This window comes from Vibrio ordalii ATCC 33509 (genome assembly GCA_000257205.1).
Taxonomy (GTDB): domain Bacteria; phylum Pseudomonadota; class Gammaproteobacteria; order Enterobacterales; family Vibrionaceae; genus Vibrio; species Vibrio ordalii.
Map to the genome: position 1 here is coordinate 1 of AEZC01000102.1, position 17,641 is coordinate 17,641.

Annotated in this window: 13 protein-coding genes and 2 pseudogenes; 5 read left to right on the forward strand and 10 right to left on the reverse strand. The window is 43.2% G+C overall.

Features of this window, described 5'->3' with window-relative positions:
* The 3 genes and pseudogenes from VOR_RS16875 to VOR_RS0107365 all read right to left on the reverse strand — a co-directional run.
* Positions 1 to 318: pseudogene (locus VOR_RS16875) on the reverse strand (amino acid ABC transporter permease); the annotation flags it as partial.
* A 1-nt stretch (position 319) separates the two neighbouring features.
* Positions 320 to 1,531, reverse strand: a pseudogene (locus VOR_RS17760) (amino acid ABC transporter permease).
* 69 nt (positions 1,532 to 1,600) lie between these two features.
* Positions 1,601 to 2,629 (reverse strand): amino acid ABC transporter substrate-binding protein, encoded by a 1,029-nt coding sequence (locus tag VOR_RS0107365; protein WP_010319063.1) that lies wholly within the window; start codon positions 2,627 to 2,629, stop codon positions 1,601 to 1,603.
* 457 nt (positions 2,630 to 3,086) lie between these two features.
* Between VOR_RS0107365 and VOR_RS0107370 the strand changes: the two genes are divergently transcribed.
* Positions 3,087 to 4,007: a precorrin-2 dehydrogenase/sirohydrochlorin ferrochelatase family protein gene (locus VOR_RS0107370; RefSeq protein WP_010319064.1), complete on the forward strand. Its 921-nt coding sequence runs from the start codon at positions 3,087 to 3,089 to the stop codon at positions 4,005 to 4,007.
* A 116-nt stretch (positions 4,008 to 4,123) separates the two neighbouring features.
* Here the strand turns inward: VOR_RS0107370 and VOR_RS0107375 are convergent, their stop codons facing one another.
* Positions 4,124 to 4,606, reverse strand: coding sequence for a YajQ family cyclic di-GMP-binding protein (locus tag VOR_RS0107375; RefSeq protein WP_010319065.1), 483 nt, complete (start codon positions 4,604 to 4,606; stop codon positions 4,124 to 4,126).
* A gap of 27 nt (positions 4,607 to 4,633) precedes the next feature.
* Positions 4,634 to 5,695 (reverse strand): 3-deoxy-7-phosphoheptulonate synthase, encoded by a 1,062-nt coding sequence (locus tag VOR_RS0107380; RefSeq protein ID WP_010319066.1) that lies wholly within the window; start codon positions 5,693 to 5,695, stop codon positions 4,634 to 4,636.
* Between the two features lie 206 nt (positions 5,696 to 5,901).
* Here VOR_RS0107380 and VOR_RS0107385 point away from each other — a divergent pair, with 206 nt between their 5' ends.
* Positions 5,902 to 6,792 carry a putative PEP-binding protein gene (locus tag VOR_RS0107385; protein ID WP_010319067.1) on the forward strand — a complete coding sequence of 297 codons (891 nt, stop codon included), beginning with the start codon at positions 5,902 to 5,904 and terminating at the stop codon, positions 6,790 to 6,792.
* Positions 6,793 to 6,911: 119 nt separating this feature from the next.
* Positions 6,912 to 7,391 (forward strand): PaaI family thioesterase, encoded by a 480-nt coding sequence (locus tag VOR_RS0107390; protein WP_010319068.1) that lies wholly within the window; start codon positions 6,912 to 6,914, stop codon positions 7,389 to 7,391.
* Between the two features lie 37 nt (positions 7,392 to 7,428).
* Here VOR_RS0107390 and VOR_RS0107395 read toward each other — a convergent pair whose 3' ends face one another.
* The gene (locus VOR_RS0107395; protein ID WP_010319069.1) at positions 7,429 to 8,781 is read right to left on the reverse strand and encodes a hypothetical protein; all 1,353 of its coding nucleotides are present in this window, start codon (positions 8,779 to 8,781) and stop codon (positions 7,429 to 7,431) included.
* Between the two features lie 98 nt (positions 8,782 to 8,879).
* On the opposite strand from VOR_RS0107395, the gene VOR_RS0107400 reads away from it, so the two are divergent.
* Positions 8,880 to 9,713 carry a CvfB family protein gene (locus VOR_RS0107400; RefSeq protein ID WP_010319070.1) on the forward strand — a complete coding sequence of 278 codons (834 nt, stop codon included), beginning with the start codon at positions 8,880 to 8,882 and terminating at the stop codon, positions 9,711 to 9,713.
* A gap of 207 nt (positions 9,714 to 9,920) precedes the next feature.
* On the opposite strand, the gene rsmF is transcribed toward VOR_RS0107400, so the two are convergent.
* The 4 genes from rsmF to VOR_RS0107420 all read right to left on the reverse strand — a co-directional run bounded on the left by rsmF (position 9,921) and on the right by VOR_RS0107420 (position 17,173).
* Positions 9,921 to 11,342, reverse strand: a complete 1,422-nt coding sequence (gene rsmF, locus VOR_RS0107405) for a 16S rRNA (cytosine(1407)-C(5))-methyltransferase RsmF (RefSeq protein ID WP_010319071.1) — start codon at positions 11,340 to 11,342, stop codon at positions 9,921 to 9,923.
* Positions 11,343 to 11,453: 111 nt separating this feature from the next.
* The gene (locus VOR_RS0107410) at positions 11,454 to 14,093 is read right to left on the reverse strand and encodes an MlaD family protein (protein WP_010319072.1); all 2,640 of its coding nucleotides are present in this window, start codon (positions 14,091 to 14,093) and stop codon (positions 11,454 to 11,456) included.
* Entirely contained in the window at positions 14,086 to 15,345 is a 1,260-nt protein-coding gene (locus tag VOR_RS0107415) for a paraquat-inducible protein A (protein WP_010319073.1), read from the reverse strand. Before VOR_RS0107415 ends, VOR_RS0107410 begins: the two co-directional genes overlap by 8 nt.
* Positions 15,346 to 15,376: 31 nt before the next feature.
* The gene (locus VOR_RS0107420; protein WP_010319074.1) at positions 15,377 to 17,173 is read right to left on the reverse strand and encodes an ABC transporter ATP-binding protein; all 1,797 of its coding nucleotides are present in this window, start codon (positions 17,171 to 17,173) and stop codon (positions 15,377 to 15,379) included.
* A 91-nt stretch (positions 17,174 to 17,264) separates the two neighbouring features.
* Between VOR_RS0107420 and VOR_RS0107425 the strand changes: the two genes are divergently transcribed.
* Positions 17,265 to 17,641 (forward strand): GAF domain-containing protein (locus tag VOR_RS0107425; RefSeq protein WP_010319075.1); only part of this gene is annotated, 377 nt, incomplete at its 3' end.

Below are 17,641 nucleotides of genomic sequence, written 5' to 3' on the forward strand. Positions count from 1 at the left end.
AAGAGTGAAATAGAAGAGGCGAGGTCGCCAGAGCTCAGCTTCTGGATAAAATCCATACATAAACTGATCCCAGCGTACGCTAATAAACACCCAACACGCCCCATCACGGGTGCAATCACTACGTTGTGTGCCCACCCAATCGGCATTAATAATCGCCCAATCGACAGTATGCCAAACAAGCCAGAAGGCGAAATACCCTAAGATCAGGGTAACGATGGAATTGAGTGCGTTATTAAAAAGATTTTTGCGCAGCCACCCAATGAAGCCAACGGTATTGGCTGGCGGTGGCAAGTTAGGCTGAAATTGATGTACTTTCATCTTATCTCTCCACCAAAGCCACTTTACGGTTATAGATATTCATTAATGCCGATGTCGTCAAACTGAGTGTGAGGTAAACACCCATAGTCATCGCAATAATTTCAATCGCTTGACCCGTTTGATTGAGCGTTGTGCCGGCAAAAACAGACACCAAATCAGGGTAGCCAATTGCCATCGCTAATGATGAGTTTTTGGTTAAGTTCAGATATTGGCTGGTGAGTGGTGGGATAATGATGCGCAGCGCTTGAGGAATGACCACGAGTTTTAATGTTTTTGAACGGGTTAATCCTAAAGACATGGCCGCTTCAGATTGACCATGGCTCACCGCATTAATGCCAGAACGGACAATTTCAGCAATGAATGCGGCCGTATAAATACTCAGTGCAATCAGCAGTGCGGCTAATTCTGGGATAATACTGATGCCACCTTGGAAGTTGAACCCTTGCAGTTGTGGATATTCTGCCGACACTGGACGGCCCATAGCAAAGTACACAATGACAGGAAGTAGAATTCACAAGATAGCCGCAATTCTACTCATAGGGGTCTGCTGACCTGTTAAACGTTGTTTGTTTCGAGCCCAAATGCCAATAATAAAGGTGGTTAGTAAGCCAGCAAGAAAGGCAATAAAGATAAATGTGCTGCCACTTTCAAAAATGGGAGCTGGGAAGAACAGACCACGTACATTGAGAAAAATAGAATCCCCTAACTGCATGCTTTGCCTAGGCGATGGTAGAGCCTGTAACACTGCAAAATACCAAAAGAAAATTTGCAGTAATAAAGGAATATTACGGAAGATCTCGATATAAACCGCAGCGAGTTGACTAACTAACCAGTTGGAAGAGAGACGAGCAATACCGATAAAAAATCCTAAAAGGGTAGCAAATACAATGCCGAGAAAGGAAACAAGCGCGGTATTGAGTAAACCTATGATAAAGGTCCGTCCATAACTGAAGGTTTCATCATATTCGATCAAAGTCAGTCCAATTCCAAAGCCAGCTTCTTGATCTAGGAAGTCAAACCCCGTGGCAATGCCTCGAGAACTTAAATTAGAAAGTGCATTGTTCACAATGGTGTAAAAGAAAAAAACCAGAACGAGAAGAGCAATAATTTGGAAGGTGGGGGTGACTGAACGAAAAGTAGGATTGTAGAACAAATTTGCGCTTTTAGCCGAGGGATATCCTGAGCCAGCCGCAATAGTTTTAGTAGGTTTCATACAACTATAACCTCAAATCCATTTTTCCAAATAGGCGGTTAAAACCGCCTATTTGGGACTGTGTGACTATTAACGAAGTGGTGGAGCGTACATAAAGCCGCCAGCATTCCACAACGCATTTGCACCTCGTGCGATTTGTAGGGGAGAACCTTTACCTACAGTGCGTTCAAAACTTTCACCATAGTTACCGACTTGTTTTACAATTTGGTATCCCCAATCATCGCGAATGCCCAAACCTTTACCTTTAGGGCCGTCCAGGCCAAGTATGCGTTTGATATTAGGATCGCTAGATTTAAGCATTTCATCTGCATTTTTTGAGGTAATACCGTACTCTTCTGCGTTAATCATGGCATTGAGAGTCCATTTCGCCACGTTAAACCACTTGTCATCATCTTGACGAACAACGGGCCCAAGTGGTTCTTTAGAAATGATTTCAGGTAATACAACTGCGACGTTAGGATCAGTTAAGTTCAAACGTAGCGCATATAAACCGGATTGGTCGGTTGTTAGAGCATCACAACGGCCTGCGTCGAAGCCTTTTGAGGTTTGCGCTGCAGTATCGAATACCACAGGTTTGTATTTCATGCCCGTGTTGCGGAAGTAGTCCGCTAAGTTCAACTCAGTAGTTGTACCGGATTGGACACAAATCGATGCACCATCGAGCTCTTCTGCACTTTTCACTCCTAGATCTTTTTTCACCATGAACCCTTGACCGTCATAATAGTTTACGCCGACAAAATTAAGGCCAAGTGCTGCGTCGCGTTGGAGCGTCCAGGTTGTATTACGTGAAAGAACATCGATTTCACCTGATTGGAGGGCGGTAAAGCGTTCTTTTGCTGTCAGTGGAACATATTTTACTTTCGATTTGTCACCAAGAACTGCTGCGGCAAGAGCCTGGCAATACTCAACATCAATACCTTCCCATTCTCCTTTTGAGTTTGGGTTGGAAAAGCCTGGTAGACCAGTGCTCACACCACAAGTAATAAAACCTTGCGAAAGTACTTTATCTAAAGTGCTATCTGCTGCTGAAGCTGTCGTCGCCATGATGGCAGTAGAAGCTGCTACAGCAGAAGCAAGAACAGTGAGTTTATTCGCCATTTGTATCCTTCCTGTATGATCAATGTTAAACTAGGTAACACCTGATACAACGTACTAAAAATGTTGTCGTGTAGCTTTCTAAGTTGTATTTGCATGCAATCGCACATTTACAAATCAACTATTTATAAGCCTAGGTAATGATTTGTATTTTCTCCAATTAGTCATTTGAAAGATTTTTGATTAGATTCACAAACCTAGGCTGCAGCTAGAATGAACAAATGTTGAATAATTGTAAACAGTGCAGCCGTGTTAAACTGTGGGGCAACAGAATAGAAGCAGCATGTTTTTATTTTAACGTAAAATTAACAATTGTATCATTAGCGTATTCTCGGGATTTTAAACTGACTAATGATGAAAATTTGGTTGATAATTATTTAGCTATATTTAATTAGTGTCGCAGATGCCCTATTTTTGGTAGCATCAAACGAATAGTTATCTAGATTATTCATGGAATGAAATGCAGTATTTTCCTCTGTTTTTGAATTTATCGGGCAAAGCAGTATTGGTTGTAGGGGGAGGCGAAGTCGCCTGTCGAAAAGTAGAAGCATTGATTCGAGCTGGGGCTCAAGTCACCGTCGTATCACCTAAGATTGAACGTTATCTTTTGGAGCTGGTAGAGCAGAATCGTTGTCAATGGGTTCAAAACTTTTATTCATCAGAACTATTAACCAAGGAGTACTGGCAAGTATGGGCCACAACGGATAATCCGTCGCTTAACCACCAAGTGCATAAAGATGCAAGAAAGATAGGTGTTTTGGTCAATGTTGTCGATGATCAACCATACTGTGATTTTATTACGCCATCGATGGTCAATCGTGGACGAATTCAGATCGCAATATCCAGTGGTGGTGCATCGCCAGTGTTGGTGAGAAATATCCGAGAAACATTGGAAGCGGTTCTTCCGCAAAATCTCTCGTTGCTTGCTGATTTCGCTGCTTCTAAGAGAAACTCAATTAAACAATCACTCAATTCTGTCAGTGATAGAAGAAAGTTTTGGGAAGCCTTTTTAAGTGATTCCAAAACAGAAAATGCAGTAAGCCGTGAAGAATTAGAGCGTTTATACCAACAAGCTCTCTTAGTGCCTATAGAAGAATCAGCACAATGTACATGGATAAGCTGTAGCGATGATGTTGAAATGCTACCGATCAAAGCGCTACGCTACATGCAAAGGGCAGAGGTGGTTTTTTATGAACAACATTCTCCTTTTGAATTGATTGATCTTGTTCGCCGTGATGCTGAAAGGGAAAGTTTTAAGAATGCCGCGCAACTTGCAGAAAAGCTTGAGCAAGCAAAGTCTGATTGCAAAAGAATATGTATTTTATTGCCTAGAAACACAACAGAGTACGCTTTGCTTGTGGGGAAAGACTTAATGTTGTAAGACGTTGGGTATTCATTCACCCAAGTTAGAGGGAATAAATCGATTCATTATGATAATCACTATCAGCGATTAAAAAGCCACCAGGTCGTGGTGGCTTCGGTGTCTTATTCGTGGTATTAGTCTCGAAAATTGTCATACTGGAATGGCTGGCCCATATCCGATTCACGCATGAGAGCGATCACTGATTGTAAATCATCTCTCTTTTTACCTGTTACTCTTACTTTCTCACCTTGAATAGATGCTTGGACTTTGAGCTTGGCATCCTTAATGGCTTTCACCACTTTCTTGGAGGTTAACGGGTCCAGTCCTTGTTTAAATTGGACATCTTTAAACCAGCGCTTGCCGGAATGTACGGAATCTTTTGCTTCCATCGCTTTGGCATCAACACCTCGTTTAGCGAGGTTACCACGTAAAATATCCATCATTTGACCTAGTTGAAAATCATCTTCTGCAGACAGTTTTACAACTTCATCTTTGAGTTCAAATCCCGCTTCTACATTACGAAAATCAAAACGAGTAGAAAGCTCTCGGTTTGCATTATCGACAGCATTACGAAGTTCAACAGTATCGACTTCTGAAACGATATCAAAAGAAGGCATGGTGTTTCCTTATCTATTGCTTAGTATTTACTTTAAGTTACGGCGGTCAGTGATCGCTTGTGCCAGCATATCCAGCATAGTTGCTGTGTCATCCCATCCTAAGCATGGATCGGTAATCGATTGGCCATAGGTGAGATTATTCAAGTCATGCATTGGCTGGTTACCTTCGATAATGAAGCTTTCAGCCATAATTCCAGCAACGAAATCCTTCCCTGCACGTATTTGTTTGCAGATGTCGGTAGCTACCTCTATCTGTTTTCTATGCTGCTTTTGGCAATTCGCGTGGCTAAAATCTACGATGAGGCGCGGGGCTAAGCCGAATTCGATCAGTTGCTCGCAGGCTGTCGATACGGAGTCAGCGTCATAGTTTGTACCCGTATCGCCACCGCGTAAAATAACATGGCCAAAGGGGTTACCACTGGTACGATAAACGGTCATACGGCCATTTTTATCCGGTGAGTAAAAATAATGCGATGCTTGGGCTGCTCGAATGGCATCGATAGCAATTTTGATATTGCCATTCGTGCCATTTTTAAAACCGACAGGACATGACAGCGCAGACGCCATTTCTCGGTGTATCTGAGATTCCGTAGTACGCGCACCAATAGCTCCCCACGTGATGAGATCTGCGATGTATTGCCCGGTGATCATATCTAAAAATTCAGTTGCGGTAGCAAGGCCTAGCTTGTTGATATCTAATAATAATTTCCGTGCTTTATTGAGCCCTGTTTCCAGTGCATATGAACCATCCAGATTGGGATCCGTAATCAAACCTTTCCAGCCCACAACGGTGCGTGGTTTCTCGAAATAGGTACGCATGACGATAAACAGTTCATTTTTATATTGGTCTTGGATCGCACTCAAACGTTGAGCGTAATCCATTGCGGCTTCAGTGTCGTGCACTGAACACGGACCGACAATGACTAACAGGCGATCATCTTGACCAGTCAGAATATTTTCAATTTGACGGCGTGAGTTTGCGATGCGCTCTGCTACGTCGTCTGTGATCGGATGCGCATTTCCAAGCTCTGCCGGAGTCGGCATTGGGCCCAAGGCTTGAGTTCTTAATTCATCTGTTTTTAATGGCATGGTAAAGCCTGTACTCTTATTGCGAAGCGGTAAAGATAACGGAATTGGCTATAGGAATAAACTCCAAAACGGAAAACTTATTGCTTATCATCTGTAAGATGAAATTTTATTCATAAATTTGTCATAAATACTCACTTTTACTTGAATTAATACTCGGCTATGGGTATTTTCCTGAGCAAGATAATTAAAAATGTAGGGAGTAATGAATGAGTTTGGCACAACATGATACGATCCACCCTCAGTTGATCTTAGGTGATGCCCTTCCAGCGGCCATTGAATCAAGTGGAAATGCCCAGCATTTGTATGTATCGCTGTCCGACATTATTTTAGATTCGTTGTTTTATCATCCTTCGATTGAGCAACATTTTGCGAATCTAACCGAACTTGAGCAAGGCTCTTTGCAATCCATTCTTGATGACAAAGCGGTGGCGGAGCATTTTACGTCAACCATTGTTGATAGAGTAGTGGCAGCAGTTCAAAAAAATCACACTACGATTCGTGTCTGTTTGAGTGATGCCGATAGTTACACTTATAAAGCGCTGATCGGTGGAAGTGTTGAAACGGATGAAATTAACCCAGCGATGGGAGTACGTGGCGTATCGCGTTTTTCTTCCAATCAGTATGCAAAAGCTTTTAGTTATGAATGCGCTGTGATCAAAGCATTGCGCAAGCAAGGATTGAACATCGAAATTGTGGTGCCATTTGTTCGAACATTAAGTGATGCGGCGACGATCATTGATCGTCTGGCAGAGCAGTCTTTACCTCGGAGTTTAGATGGTTTGAAAGTGCTTTATTCTTGCGATGTACCGTCAGCGGCATTGTTGGCAGAGCGTTTGATGCACTATTTTGATGGTGTGGTGATCAACATCGATAACTTAACACAATACACATTAGGCATTGATAAAGAGAACCCCGAACTTTCCCATTTGTTTAATCCAGAGAGTGAGGCGGTCATCACGCTGCTCGATTTAGCATCAAAAGCGGCACGTCATGCGAATAAGCCGATTTTGGTCGTTACCCAAGCACTCGCAAGCTATCCAAAGCTACAGGAGCACTTAGCTGAAAGTGTTCAAGCCGATGTTGTGGTAAAAATGTAATGACTTGATTTGGGCGTAGAATAGCTGCGCTCAACCCTAACTTTTCATAACAACTTGTTGACATTTTGCGGCGCATACCTTGAACTGGTCGGACAACTATATTGGAAAGGTCAGGCTTTATGCTCTCCCCATTAACAAAAGCGAATCTTTACTTAAATCTGTTTGGCTTTTTAAAAGTGCCATTGATTTGGTCGTGTAGACCAAAGATTTTAGTGTTAAACGAACGCTCTGTAGAAATTCGAATTCCACTGAAACGCCGCAATAAAAATCATTTAAATAGTATGTATTTTGGTGTATTGGCCGTTGGTGCAGACGTAGCGGGCGGTTTTATGGCAATGCATAAAGCACAACAGCGTGGCTCCAAAGTATCGTTGGCGTTTAAAGCAGTCAGTGCGGAGTTTTTAAAAAGGCCGGAGGCGGATGTTCATTTTCATTGCTATGATGGTCAGCTAATAGACAGTATGCTTGATGAAACTATCGCGACCGGAGAGCGAGTGAATCAGACAGTGAAGATTATCGCAACCTGTCCTTCGTTACACGGTGACGAACCAATGGCGGAATTTCTTCTCACTTTATCGTTAAAGCGCATTAGCAAATAAGTTTGAATAGAACGAGGAATTACTCGCTTAATTTTATCTATTCGCTTAATTCTATTGGTTCAATGTCGACAATCTTATTTCTATTTAAAACAATTTTCCAACGGTAGTAGCGGGGCTCTGCTTTGTGGTTATCTTCTTTGATTATCAAGTTGAGCAAGTGCCGTTTTTCTACGGTCTCTCGACTCACTTGACCACCACTTAACTGATAAATGCGGTTAGAACCTTTGTCCATCAAACGGGTAATCGGGCGTAGATCAATGTGTAAAGTTTCGCGTGTTTCCTCATAGCCGCTCATAAATCGTGAGGTTGACATCGCTGTTTCAGAGCGGTAGTGAAGTACCTGTTCTTCCCTTTGAACAATACGTTTCTTGCGAATTGTTTTGATTCGGTCTGGTAATTTACTCAGGTTGGTATAATCAAGCCACTCAATTTTGTAACCCACAGATTTTCCGGTCGTTGGATCTATATAACGACGCTTCCATTTCGGTTTTCCTTTGCGGATCCAACGCCACAGCATATCGCGTAAATCATCTTTAAATATTTCGCGTAATGCATAGACAAACGACATAGCGATGATAAAGGATGCGGTGATCTCACCCCAATAGTCTCTAGCTGTAATGGCTATAACGGTGACAAACAGCATTACAAGCCCAGTCGCGATGCCTTTAACGGCGCGTTTCATGTTATTACCCAAAGAGGTGACGTGTTCATTTAGCATAATGGGGTGTTCGATTAATCGGCGTAGGAGGCGCATTTTGTTACTCAGCCGAGTGATATCTTCTCCTGCTTTTGCCGAGTTATAGTTGTTAAGCTTACGATGCGCCTGTTCTTTCTCAACCAAGGTAATCAAACGTTCTTTGATGGTTTTGTATTCACCATCACGGTTCATGTGTGCAACAAGAGAGAGAAAATTTTGCTCAGTATACCAAGATAAATAGTTATCAATATTGGCGTAATAGCGCTTTAAGTTTTCTTCATAAGGAATGCTACGGCGTAATCTTTTCAAAATATCCAAAGAGAGCTCAATGACACTATCAACTTCATCTGATGTGACGGTGTCACTCGTTGTGTTGAGTTGCACCACCGCTTTATCTAGAGCGATAACATACTGATAAGCAAATAAACTCAAACTTACCCGATATTGAGAGAAAGAGAGATGGCCTCGCTGTGCAAGCCTGCTGTGAACTAAGGGCAGCAAGGTTTCATCGCTGTAATACGCACGCTTTTGGTGGATGAAGCTATAGTAAAAATCAGACTCAGGAAGTATTTCGGGCGTTAAACCTAAATCACCGGGAATGAATAGGTAAATGTCTAGATCAAGTTCTTTGCTCTGAGACATGGCATGTGAAATTTTAAGCGTGATGGTATCTTGCTTATCGACATTAACCAAAGAAAGCTCCTGAAAAAATGCTTATTTTTCCTTTGAATGCAGGAAAGGATAACAGAGATCACGTATAATCTCTGCAAAATTGAGGTGAGACATAGTAAATGATTAACGTTGGTCAAATAAACAGTTTAGAAGTCGTAAAGGTTGCTGATTTCGGCGTGTTTTTGGATGCTGAAGATTTTGGAACCACCTTACTGCCTAAACGATTTACCCCAGATGGGGTTGAATTGTGGCAGAAAATAGACGCATTTTTGTATTTCGATTCAGACAATCAACTTGCCGCGACGACTGAAAAACCGATTGCAAAAGTAGGCGAGTGGGGATTGATGAAAGTACAAGGTGTGAATAGCACTGGTGTTTTTGTTGACTGGGGATTGAAAGGTAAAGATTTATTGGTGCCTTACAGCGAACAGCGTGCTCGTTTTAAAGAAGGACAAATGATTTTAGTGTATGTCTACACCGATAAGGCTTCCGGCCGTATCGTAGGCACAACAAAATTCAACAAGTGGCTGGATAAAACGCCTGCAAACTATACGCAGAATCAGCAAGTTGATCTGTTAATTGCAGAACACTCAGAACTCGGGTACAAGGCCATCATCAATGGTGAGCACTGGGGGATGATTTTCCCATCAGATGTGTTTGGTAAACTGTTTATTGGTAAGATCTTAAAAGGCTACATCAAAAATATCCGTGAAGATGGAAAAATTGATCTAGCGCTGCAAAAAATTGGCGTAGCCAAAATGGATGAGTTAAGCACTAAAATCATTGAGTTACTTGAGAAAAAGGGTGGTTTTCTTCCATTAAGTGATAAATCGACACCAGAAGCCATTTTTTCGATGTTCCGCACCAGCAAAGGGACCTTCAAAAAGAGCATTGGTGGTTTGTATAAGCAAGGTAAAATTACCATTGCTGAAGATGGGATTCATCTTGTATAGCTGAGGCGTTTAGGCTCTGTTGCAATCTATTTCCTTTAACAATTAAAAAAAGTCCCAAAACTTTTCCGTTTTCGGGCCTAGGGGGAAATGGCCCTTTCGAGCCCGCACTAATCATTTAAATAGTCGTATTTGTGCTTCCCTATGATTATAGTTGTTATTGCTGGAATTGTGCGTCTTTTCTAGTTTTTCATTCTATAGTTTTGGGTTTTAGAACAGATTTTTATCTTTAACCAGCTCTCTTGGTAAGCCATTTTTTATGCGGTTTCCTACCCATTTTCCTAGCCCAATCACATCGTTACCGAGTTTTACCAGCACTCCGCCAGTGCCAGTTTGCGGTGCTGGTCTGACATCCCTGCCCATGTACCAATCTCGCGCTTCTTCAATCGATAGTGTGACGCAGTTTGATTCGTTACCAGTCGCTAACGATGTAGCGACTTGATGTTGCCAGCGATAACCTTTTTTATGTGTTTCAGCGATTTTTATCCCCATTCGTGAGAAGCGAAAATCACCGAGCATAGGTTCCAGTGCGTTTGGAAATAACCATACATCATTATCTCGTAGCCAGACACTGGTATCATCGGGTATTCCAACTTCAAGCGTTTTCATGAGTTGCTCTGCGATCTCTTGTGCGAGTTTAAGGTTGGCTTTCGTAAAAGGAAATTGACCTAAGCGTTTTTTGACTTCAGGGTGGGGTACAGAGCTAAGTTTACGGATTTTCGCAACAAAAAAACCCTCACAATCATAGGTTTGAGGGAATATATGCAAGAACCCTTCATCTGTAATCGCTGCTTTTGCATCCTCAAACAATGAGCTAAGGGAAACAAATTCAACGGATTGTGGATATTTTTCTTTTAGATGCAAGCACACTTGTTGGTTCTCTTCTGTGCTCAATGTACAGGTTGAGTAGACCATCACACCGCCTGGCTTTAAAGCTTGAAACGCACTTTCAATCAAATCTTTTTGTGTCGCAGCAATCGACAATACAGATTCTTTGCTCCAGTTTTTCATCGCATCAGGATCTTTACGAATGGTTCCTTCTCCTGAGCATGGAGCATCTATTAACACCGCATCAAATTGTTCCGGTAACCAACCGCCAAAGACTCGACCATCAAAATTGCTCAGTGCACTGTTACGCACACCGCAGCGTTCGATATTAGCATGCAGCACTTTGACACGGCTGGCTGAAAATTCGTTAGCGACTAATACGCCTTTATTTTCCATACACGCCGCAATTTGTGTTGTTTTTGAACCCGGAGCCGCCGCCATGTCGAGTACTGAATTGAACGATTCACCGCCGGTGAAAAGAGCGGATACTGGCATCATAGAACTGGCTTCTTGAATATAAAAAAGCCCTGCCATATGTTCGGCTGTGTTACCTAAAGGTACGACAGACTCGTCGGCTTCAATCCAAAAACCCGTATTACACCAAGGCACTGGTGATAAAACCCAACCTTTTTCAGCGGCGCGTTGACAAAAGCTATCGACAGAGATTTTTAGCGTGTTGACTCGGATACTTTTACGCAAAGGACGCTGGCAAGCCGCAATAAAATCACTCATCGTTAGGTGAGTGGGCAGTATCGCTTCAATTGTCGCAAGAAAGGGTTCGGGTAGGGTTATATTGGCGTGCAAAGCAGTATCTCGTCTGGGAGTTGAGGGCGGATTATATAAGAATCATGGTGAGATCAAAATAATAAAAAATGCAGCCGATCAGCTGCATTGTAAAGAACCAAGGCAAAACCTTTAAGGTTTTGGTATGGCTGTTCGCCATTGGCGCCATTCTGGTTTGGCTTCAGGATATAAGTAAAATGCTTGGCCTTGTTTAGCGATAGGTTGTAGCTGTTTTTGCTCTGGAGTGGCAAATGTAATTCCGCCTTTCATGATGCTATCTAACGTGCCTGCTTTTATATTTGCACCAGATAAACCGATGGATACATCGATACCAGAAGTGTTCCAAAATACGCTATTGCTGCGAACCAAATAAGCAAACTCTTTTTGGATCTCAATGGTGAACATGACACGGTCTGCAAAGTCTCCTAGGGCAACATGAGTGACTCTGCCCACTTCCATTTCACGGTAGAGAACAGGGCTACCTTCAGTCACTGATCCTCGTGTTTCACTTTGTAAGGTGAATTCAATACCGAGTATTTGTTGTGGCTGTTTTTCTAGTTCAAATTGGTACTGCGCATCGCCAAACCCAGGTTTGACCTCAATGCTGGAACTGAGTAAGTTTTGCAGATGTTCAACACCATTGAAGCCAATCTTAGTTTTCGCTACCCAAAAGTGAGAGCCATTTCTGGCAATGCCTAATGCGTAGCTAGGCTCAATTCTCGCTTGGAGTGTAACTTGGTTTGTCTTGAAATCGGGTGTTACAGAAACAACCTCTCCCACAGTGATATTGTTATATTTGATGGATGTTCCTAGCGTAATGCCAAAGGATGCGTCAGCCGTTAAAATGATTTCTTGGCCCGCCTTACGTGCTTGATCGTAGCTGTCATAGAGCTTCCACAAGTTCTGATCTTTGTTATCAATACCTTGCAACGAATCAAATGCAATGCCTCCTTGAATTAAGGTTTTTAAAGGAGCAGCTTTGACTTTTACGCCTGCAAGTGTTGCATTAATTTCGATGCCAGAACGGTTCCAAAAAACAGTTTGGTTCGTAATCAGATGGCGATATTGATTCTCTATTTTGACCTCGATTTTCACACCTTCTTTAGTGAGCTTAAAGCCAAAGACACTGCCGACTTGAAGGTTACGGTATAGGAGCGGGCTACCCGGATTGATGGGAGGAAGCTCGTCGGCAAAAAGAGTCAGTGTTTGTGAGCCGCTTTGATTATATTTGGCAAGCTCAGCTAAGGATTTACTTTGATATAGCGGGTATTCATTATTCGCATTTTCAGCGCCTTCGCTGATGAAACTGATTGATCCGGCGAGCAGTTGTTTGGCAGGAGGGATCGAAACATTAAGGCCTGATTCGGTGAGCTCTGCGGTGGCAGAGCCTGTAATGTAAAAACGATTCTGTGAGCGTATGAGTGGTGAGTACTCTTCATCAATCAGCGTATTGAGCACAACACTGTCTTGCTGCAACTTTACGCCAATTACTGAACCTACCGCGATACCTCGATACAAAATCTGGCTGCCCACATCTAAGCCATATGAGCTTTCAGCTGTAAGCTTGATAGCAATCGATTTTGCTTGTGATTGATTAAATTCAAATTGGCGAATTGCAGTGAAACTTCTGGCCTTTTCGCCCTTGCCAGGAATGAGTGTCAAGTAATTCCCTTTGATCAAATTACCGATGTTCTCAACTCCAGAGAGTGAGACTTTGGCCTCTTCCAACACAAAACGGCTTCCCGAATTGAGCATATCGCTAAAAGCCGGTTGGATTGCGGCTGAGGCGATGATCTGTTGGTGACTTTTACTGAGCTGCAATTCAGTGATTTGGCCAACTTCTATTCCCCGGTAAATAATGGGGGCACCGGTTTGGTTAATATTATGCTGATCGGGTAGAGTGATTTTTACTGGGATACCACGTCCTGCGGTTTTTAAATCGCGATAGAGACTAAATTGGGTATTTTGTTCAACAGGCTCCCCACCGTCTGGTGAATCGACGGCAATTGAACCACCGATTAATGCACTTAAACTTTCTAAGCGGACGTCAACACCTTCAAAGCCAATGCTTGCACCAACACCACTGACATTCCAAAAACGGCTTTCATTGGTAATAATGTGTCGATACTCGTCTTTTATCGAGGCTTGAATGAGTACCGACTTTGCATCGTCATCGAGTTTGTAGTTAAACACTTCACCAATCGGAATTTTTTTATAGACGATTTGTGAGCCAACAGAAATACCTCCGAGATCGCGAGCCTTTAGAGAAATGATAAGCCCTTGATTAGGCAGTAGATCAGAAGGTGAACCATCTAAAGCACTAAACACTTTATCGTGTTCAACTGAACTATTTTCGTTACCCGGTTGAATCGCAATATAGTTTCCTGAAACCAACGCATCTAAACCTGAAACGCCAGACAGACTGGCCGTTGGCTTCACTAACCAAAAGCGGGTATTGTCATTGAGTAACTGAGTAGCTTCTGGATAAATATCGGCTTCCACATAGATGTTTTCTAATCCTTCGGACAGTTTAATATCTCTTACCATGCCGACTTCGAGCCCTTGGTAGCGAATGGTTGTTCGCCCTGCGACTAAGCCTTGTGCGTCCGAAAAATAGATCTGGATTCGTTCGCCAGCATCGTGAATGGCTTTAACGACTAACCAACCTGCGAGCGCCATGGTGAGTATGGGCAGTATCCACAAAGGTGAGATGCCCCTGTTTCGCTTAACATCGGGAGTGTATGAGGGCTGGCTTGAAATGTGTTTACTCATGTGAAGGCTCGTTTTGGTCTGCGATTTCTGGGTAATTATCCCAGATGAGTCTTGGGTCCATACTTTCCGTGGCGAGCATGGTGAGTACAACCACCAAGCCAAAAGCAACGGCTCCATAACCGGGAGTGAAGTCGAGAATTTGACCGCGATCAACCAGTGTCAACATAATTGAGATGACAAACAGATCCATTACCGACCATTTGCCGATCCATTTAATCGCGAAATAAATGTTCATTCTCTGACGGTGGTAAACCGTTCGCTTAAATTTAATCGCCAATAATAGATAGGTCAGGCCGAATATTTTTACAATAGGCACAATTATACTGGCCACAAAAATGATGATTGCAATCCCGACCATACCGCTATTAATCAGTGACGCAACACCAGAAAAGATGGTGTCTTCTAATCGCCGTCCGTTGGTAATTAAAATCGATATTGGAATCAGGTTCGCGGGGAAAATAGCGATACTGGCTGCAATTAAATAGGCCCAAGTTCGTTGTATCGAGTTGGGTTTCCGGTGATATAATTTTTGCGCGCAACGCACGCAGTGCGTATTTTCTGGTTGTGAAAGATGGCAATGGTGGCAATGCACCTCTTTACGCTCGAAGGCATATTGATTCTCTGGCTGCCACGCTTGCCAATAGCGCCTTACGCTAACTCGAGTCGCTAACAATACGGTTGCCAGTTGCAGCAAGACTAAACCATACAACCCCACACCGATAAAAATGTCGGAATAATCTTGAAGTTTAAAACAAGATACCGCCACGCTGACTAAAAAAACATCGAGCATTACCCACGCTTTTAATCGCTGAATAATGATCAGTGAGCCACGCAGTAGATGAAACCATCGATAACGCAAGGCGATATGAGCGGTCACTACGGAACCACACACTAAAAGTGGCGCAATAGAGCTGCAAAATAGCACCAATAAAGCGAGCGCTCCAAAGCCCTCTTCAGCCAGCGCAAAGACACCGGATGGCAAGGTGGCGGGGATCATCACCCCAACCAAGCGAATACTGATGAATTCAAAAAAATGAGAGGGGATAAACAGTAACAAGCAAGTGATGGCAACGGCTAAATCCCCAGACAAAGAGAAAGACCCACCACGGTACAGCTGGGTACCGCAACGTGGGCAATAGGCACTTTTCCCATGCTCAACCTCGACGAGATCAACGGCCAATTCACAGCCGCGACACAGCCTCACGCCGTTAGGTGATTGTGGATGTTGAATAAGCGCTGAATGTTGAGACAAACAATCATCCTAATTTATTGTTACCCAATCACTAAACGTAGGATTGGAGATTTCCATAAAGGGTCTGATATAACCCATCTTGCTCGACTAATTCTCGATGCGTACCCATTTGACTAACTTGACCATCTTCCAGCACGTAAATCATATCGGCTTGTTTCACAGCCGAAAGGCGGTGCGCAACAATTAAAGTAGTTCGACCCTTCAAAAATCCAGCCAGAGCATTGTGCAATGCCGCTTCAGTTACCGTATCTAACGCGGATATCGCTTCATCCAAAATAACAAATTTAGGATTGCTCAGTACCATCCGAGCGATGGCTAAACGTTGACGTTGTCCGCCCGACAAGCGAATACCATTTCGGCCAACGAGCGTTTCTAAACCGTCACTGAGATTCGCAGTCACATCATCCAGTTGTGCAATATGCAGCGCTTGCCATAATTCTTCTTCTGCATATTGACCGCCGAGGGTCAAATTATGCCTTAAGGTGTCGTTGAATAGTATAGGTTGTTGTAATACCACGGCAATGTTATCGCGAATAATATCAAAACTTATCTCTTCAGTGGTCGCACCATTAAAACGGATCTGCCCGGAATTGGGCTGATACACACCAATTAGCAGTTGGATCAATGTGGATTTCCCACCACCACTTGCGCCAACCAACGCCACTTTTTTACCCGCCGGAATCGTGAGCGAGAGATCGTTGAGCACACTCTTTTCACTATCGTAGGCAAAATTAACGTGAGAAACCTCAACATCGACCTGGCGGTTATCTGTGAATGGGTTAATTTTGCAAATAGGGCGAGGCTCTTCCTCCAGTGCAAGCAGATCATTAATGCGATGGAAGGCCGCCTTTGCACTGTACCAAGAAAATTGAATACTCAGCAGTTCTTGCACTGGGCCTAACATAAACCACAAATAACCGAAAACGGCGAAAATTTGCCCTATGGTCAAATCGCTAAAGACCACCATCAGCATTGCGACCGCTCTAAACAGCTCAAAACCAAGCAAAAACAGGAGAAATGAGACGCGTCCTGCGGCCTCTGACTGCCATGCATATTTATCCGCATTTTCTCGGACTTGGTTGGCTTGCTGTTTGAGTTCATTGAGAAACTCTCGCTCTTTATTAGCGGCACGCAATTGATAAATGCCATCTAGTGTTTCGACTAGCCGATTTTGAAAGCGTTCATACGCTTGGTTTTCTCGCTTTTTCAGATGTTTGACTTTGCTTCCGAGTTTACGTGAAAAGTAAATCACAATCGGGTTGACCAATAAAATAAACAGCCCTAAACGCCACTCAAGCCAGAGTAGAACACCTGCTGTGCCTAACACGGTCAGTAGGCTTATGATAAATTTACTGAGTGTGCCACCTATGAATTGATCAATGGTTTCGATGTCGGTGATCAAGTGAGCATTAATACCACCACTGCCTTTGGTTTCGTACTGCCTGATGCTGATCCGTCCTAATTTATCAATCATTTTGCAGCGCATTTGGTAAGTGATGGTTTTGGACACCAAAGTAAACTGACGGCTTTGAAGTATGTTGAGCGCTTGGCTGACGCTACGCATCAAGACCACTAGCAATAACGTGAGCGCAATATAGCCTGTTGGGTTTTGCATCGACGTAGGCAGAATAGTGTTCATCATCGCCAAACCAGAAGCGGGTTTATTCAGCAGAACTTCGTCGACCATTAATGGCATTAATAGTGGAATAGGGACGCTAACCAGCGTTGCAATAACCGCGATCGCATTGGCAAATAGAAGTGTAGGTCGATGTTTTTTTACTTGTTTTATTACCCAAGAGCGGCTAATAGTGTCATTGGAATTAGTCATTATGATGAGAATGCATCCTATTTATCGTGTGAAAAATTGTACGCTGTTCAAAAATAGATGTCTTCCGTTTTCAAAAGGTCGTTGAGTTTATATGAACATAGAAGAATACCGCCGTCTTACCAAGCAGGCGGTGGCACTGGTTGAATCTGAAACGGATTTAATCGCTAATCTTGCCAATTTGAGCGCCTTATTTAACATGGAGCTTGAAGATCTTAACTGGGTGGGTTTTTACCTAATAAAAGAAGAGCAACTGGTTCTCGGTCCCTTTCAAGGAAAACCAGCCTGTGTACGCATCCCCCTAGGAAAAGGTGTGTGTGGTACAGCGGCGGCGACTAACCGTATACAACGTGTTTATGATGTCCATGAGTTTGCTGGTCACATTGCTTGCGATGCTGCGAGCAATTCTGAGTTGGTGGTGCCATTTTCTATCAATGGCCAAGTGGTGGGAGTATTGGATATCGATAGCCC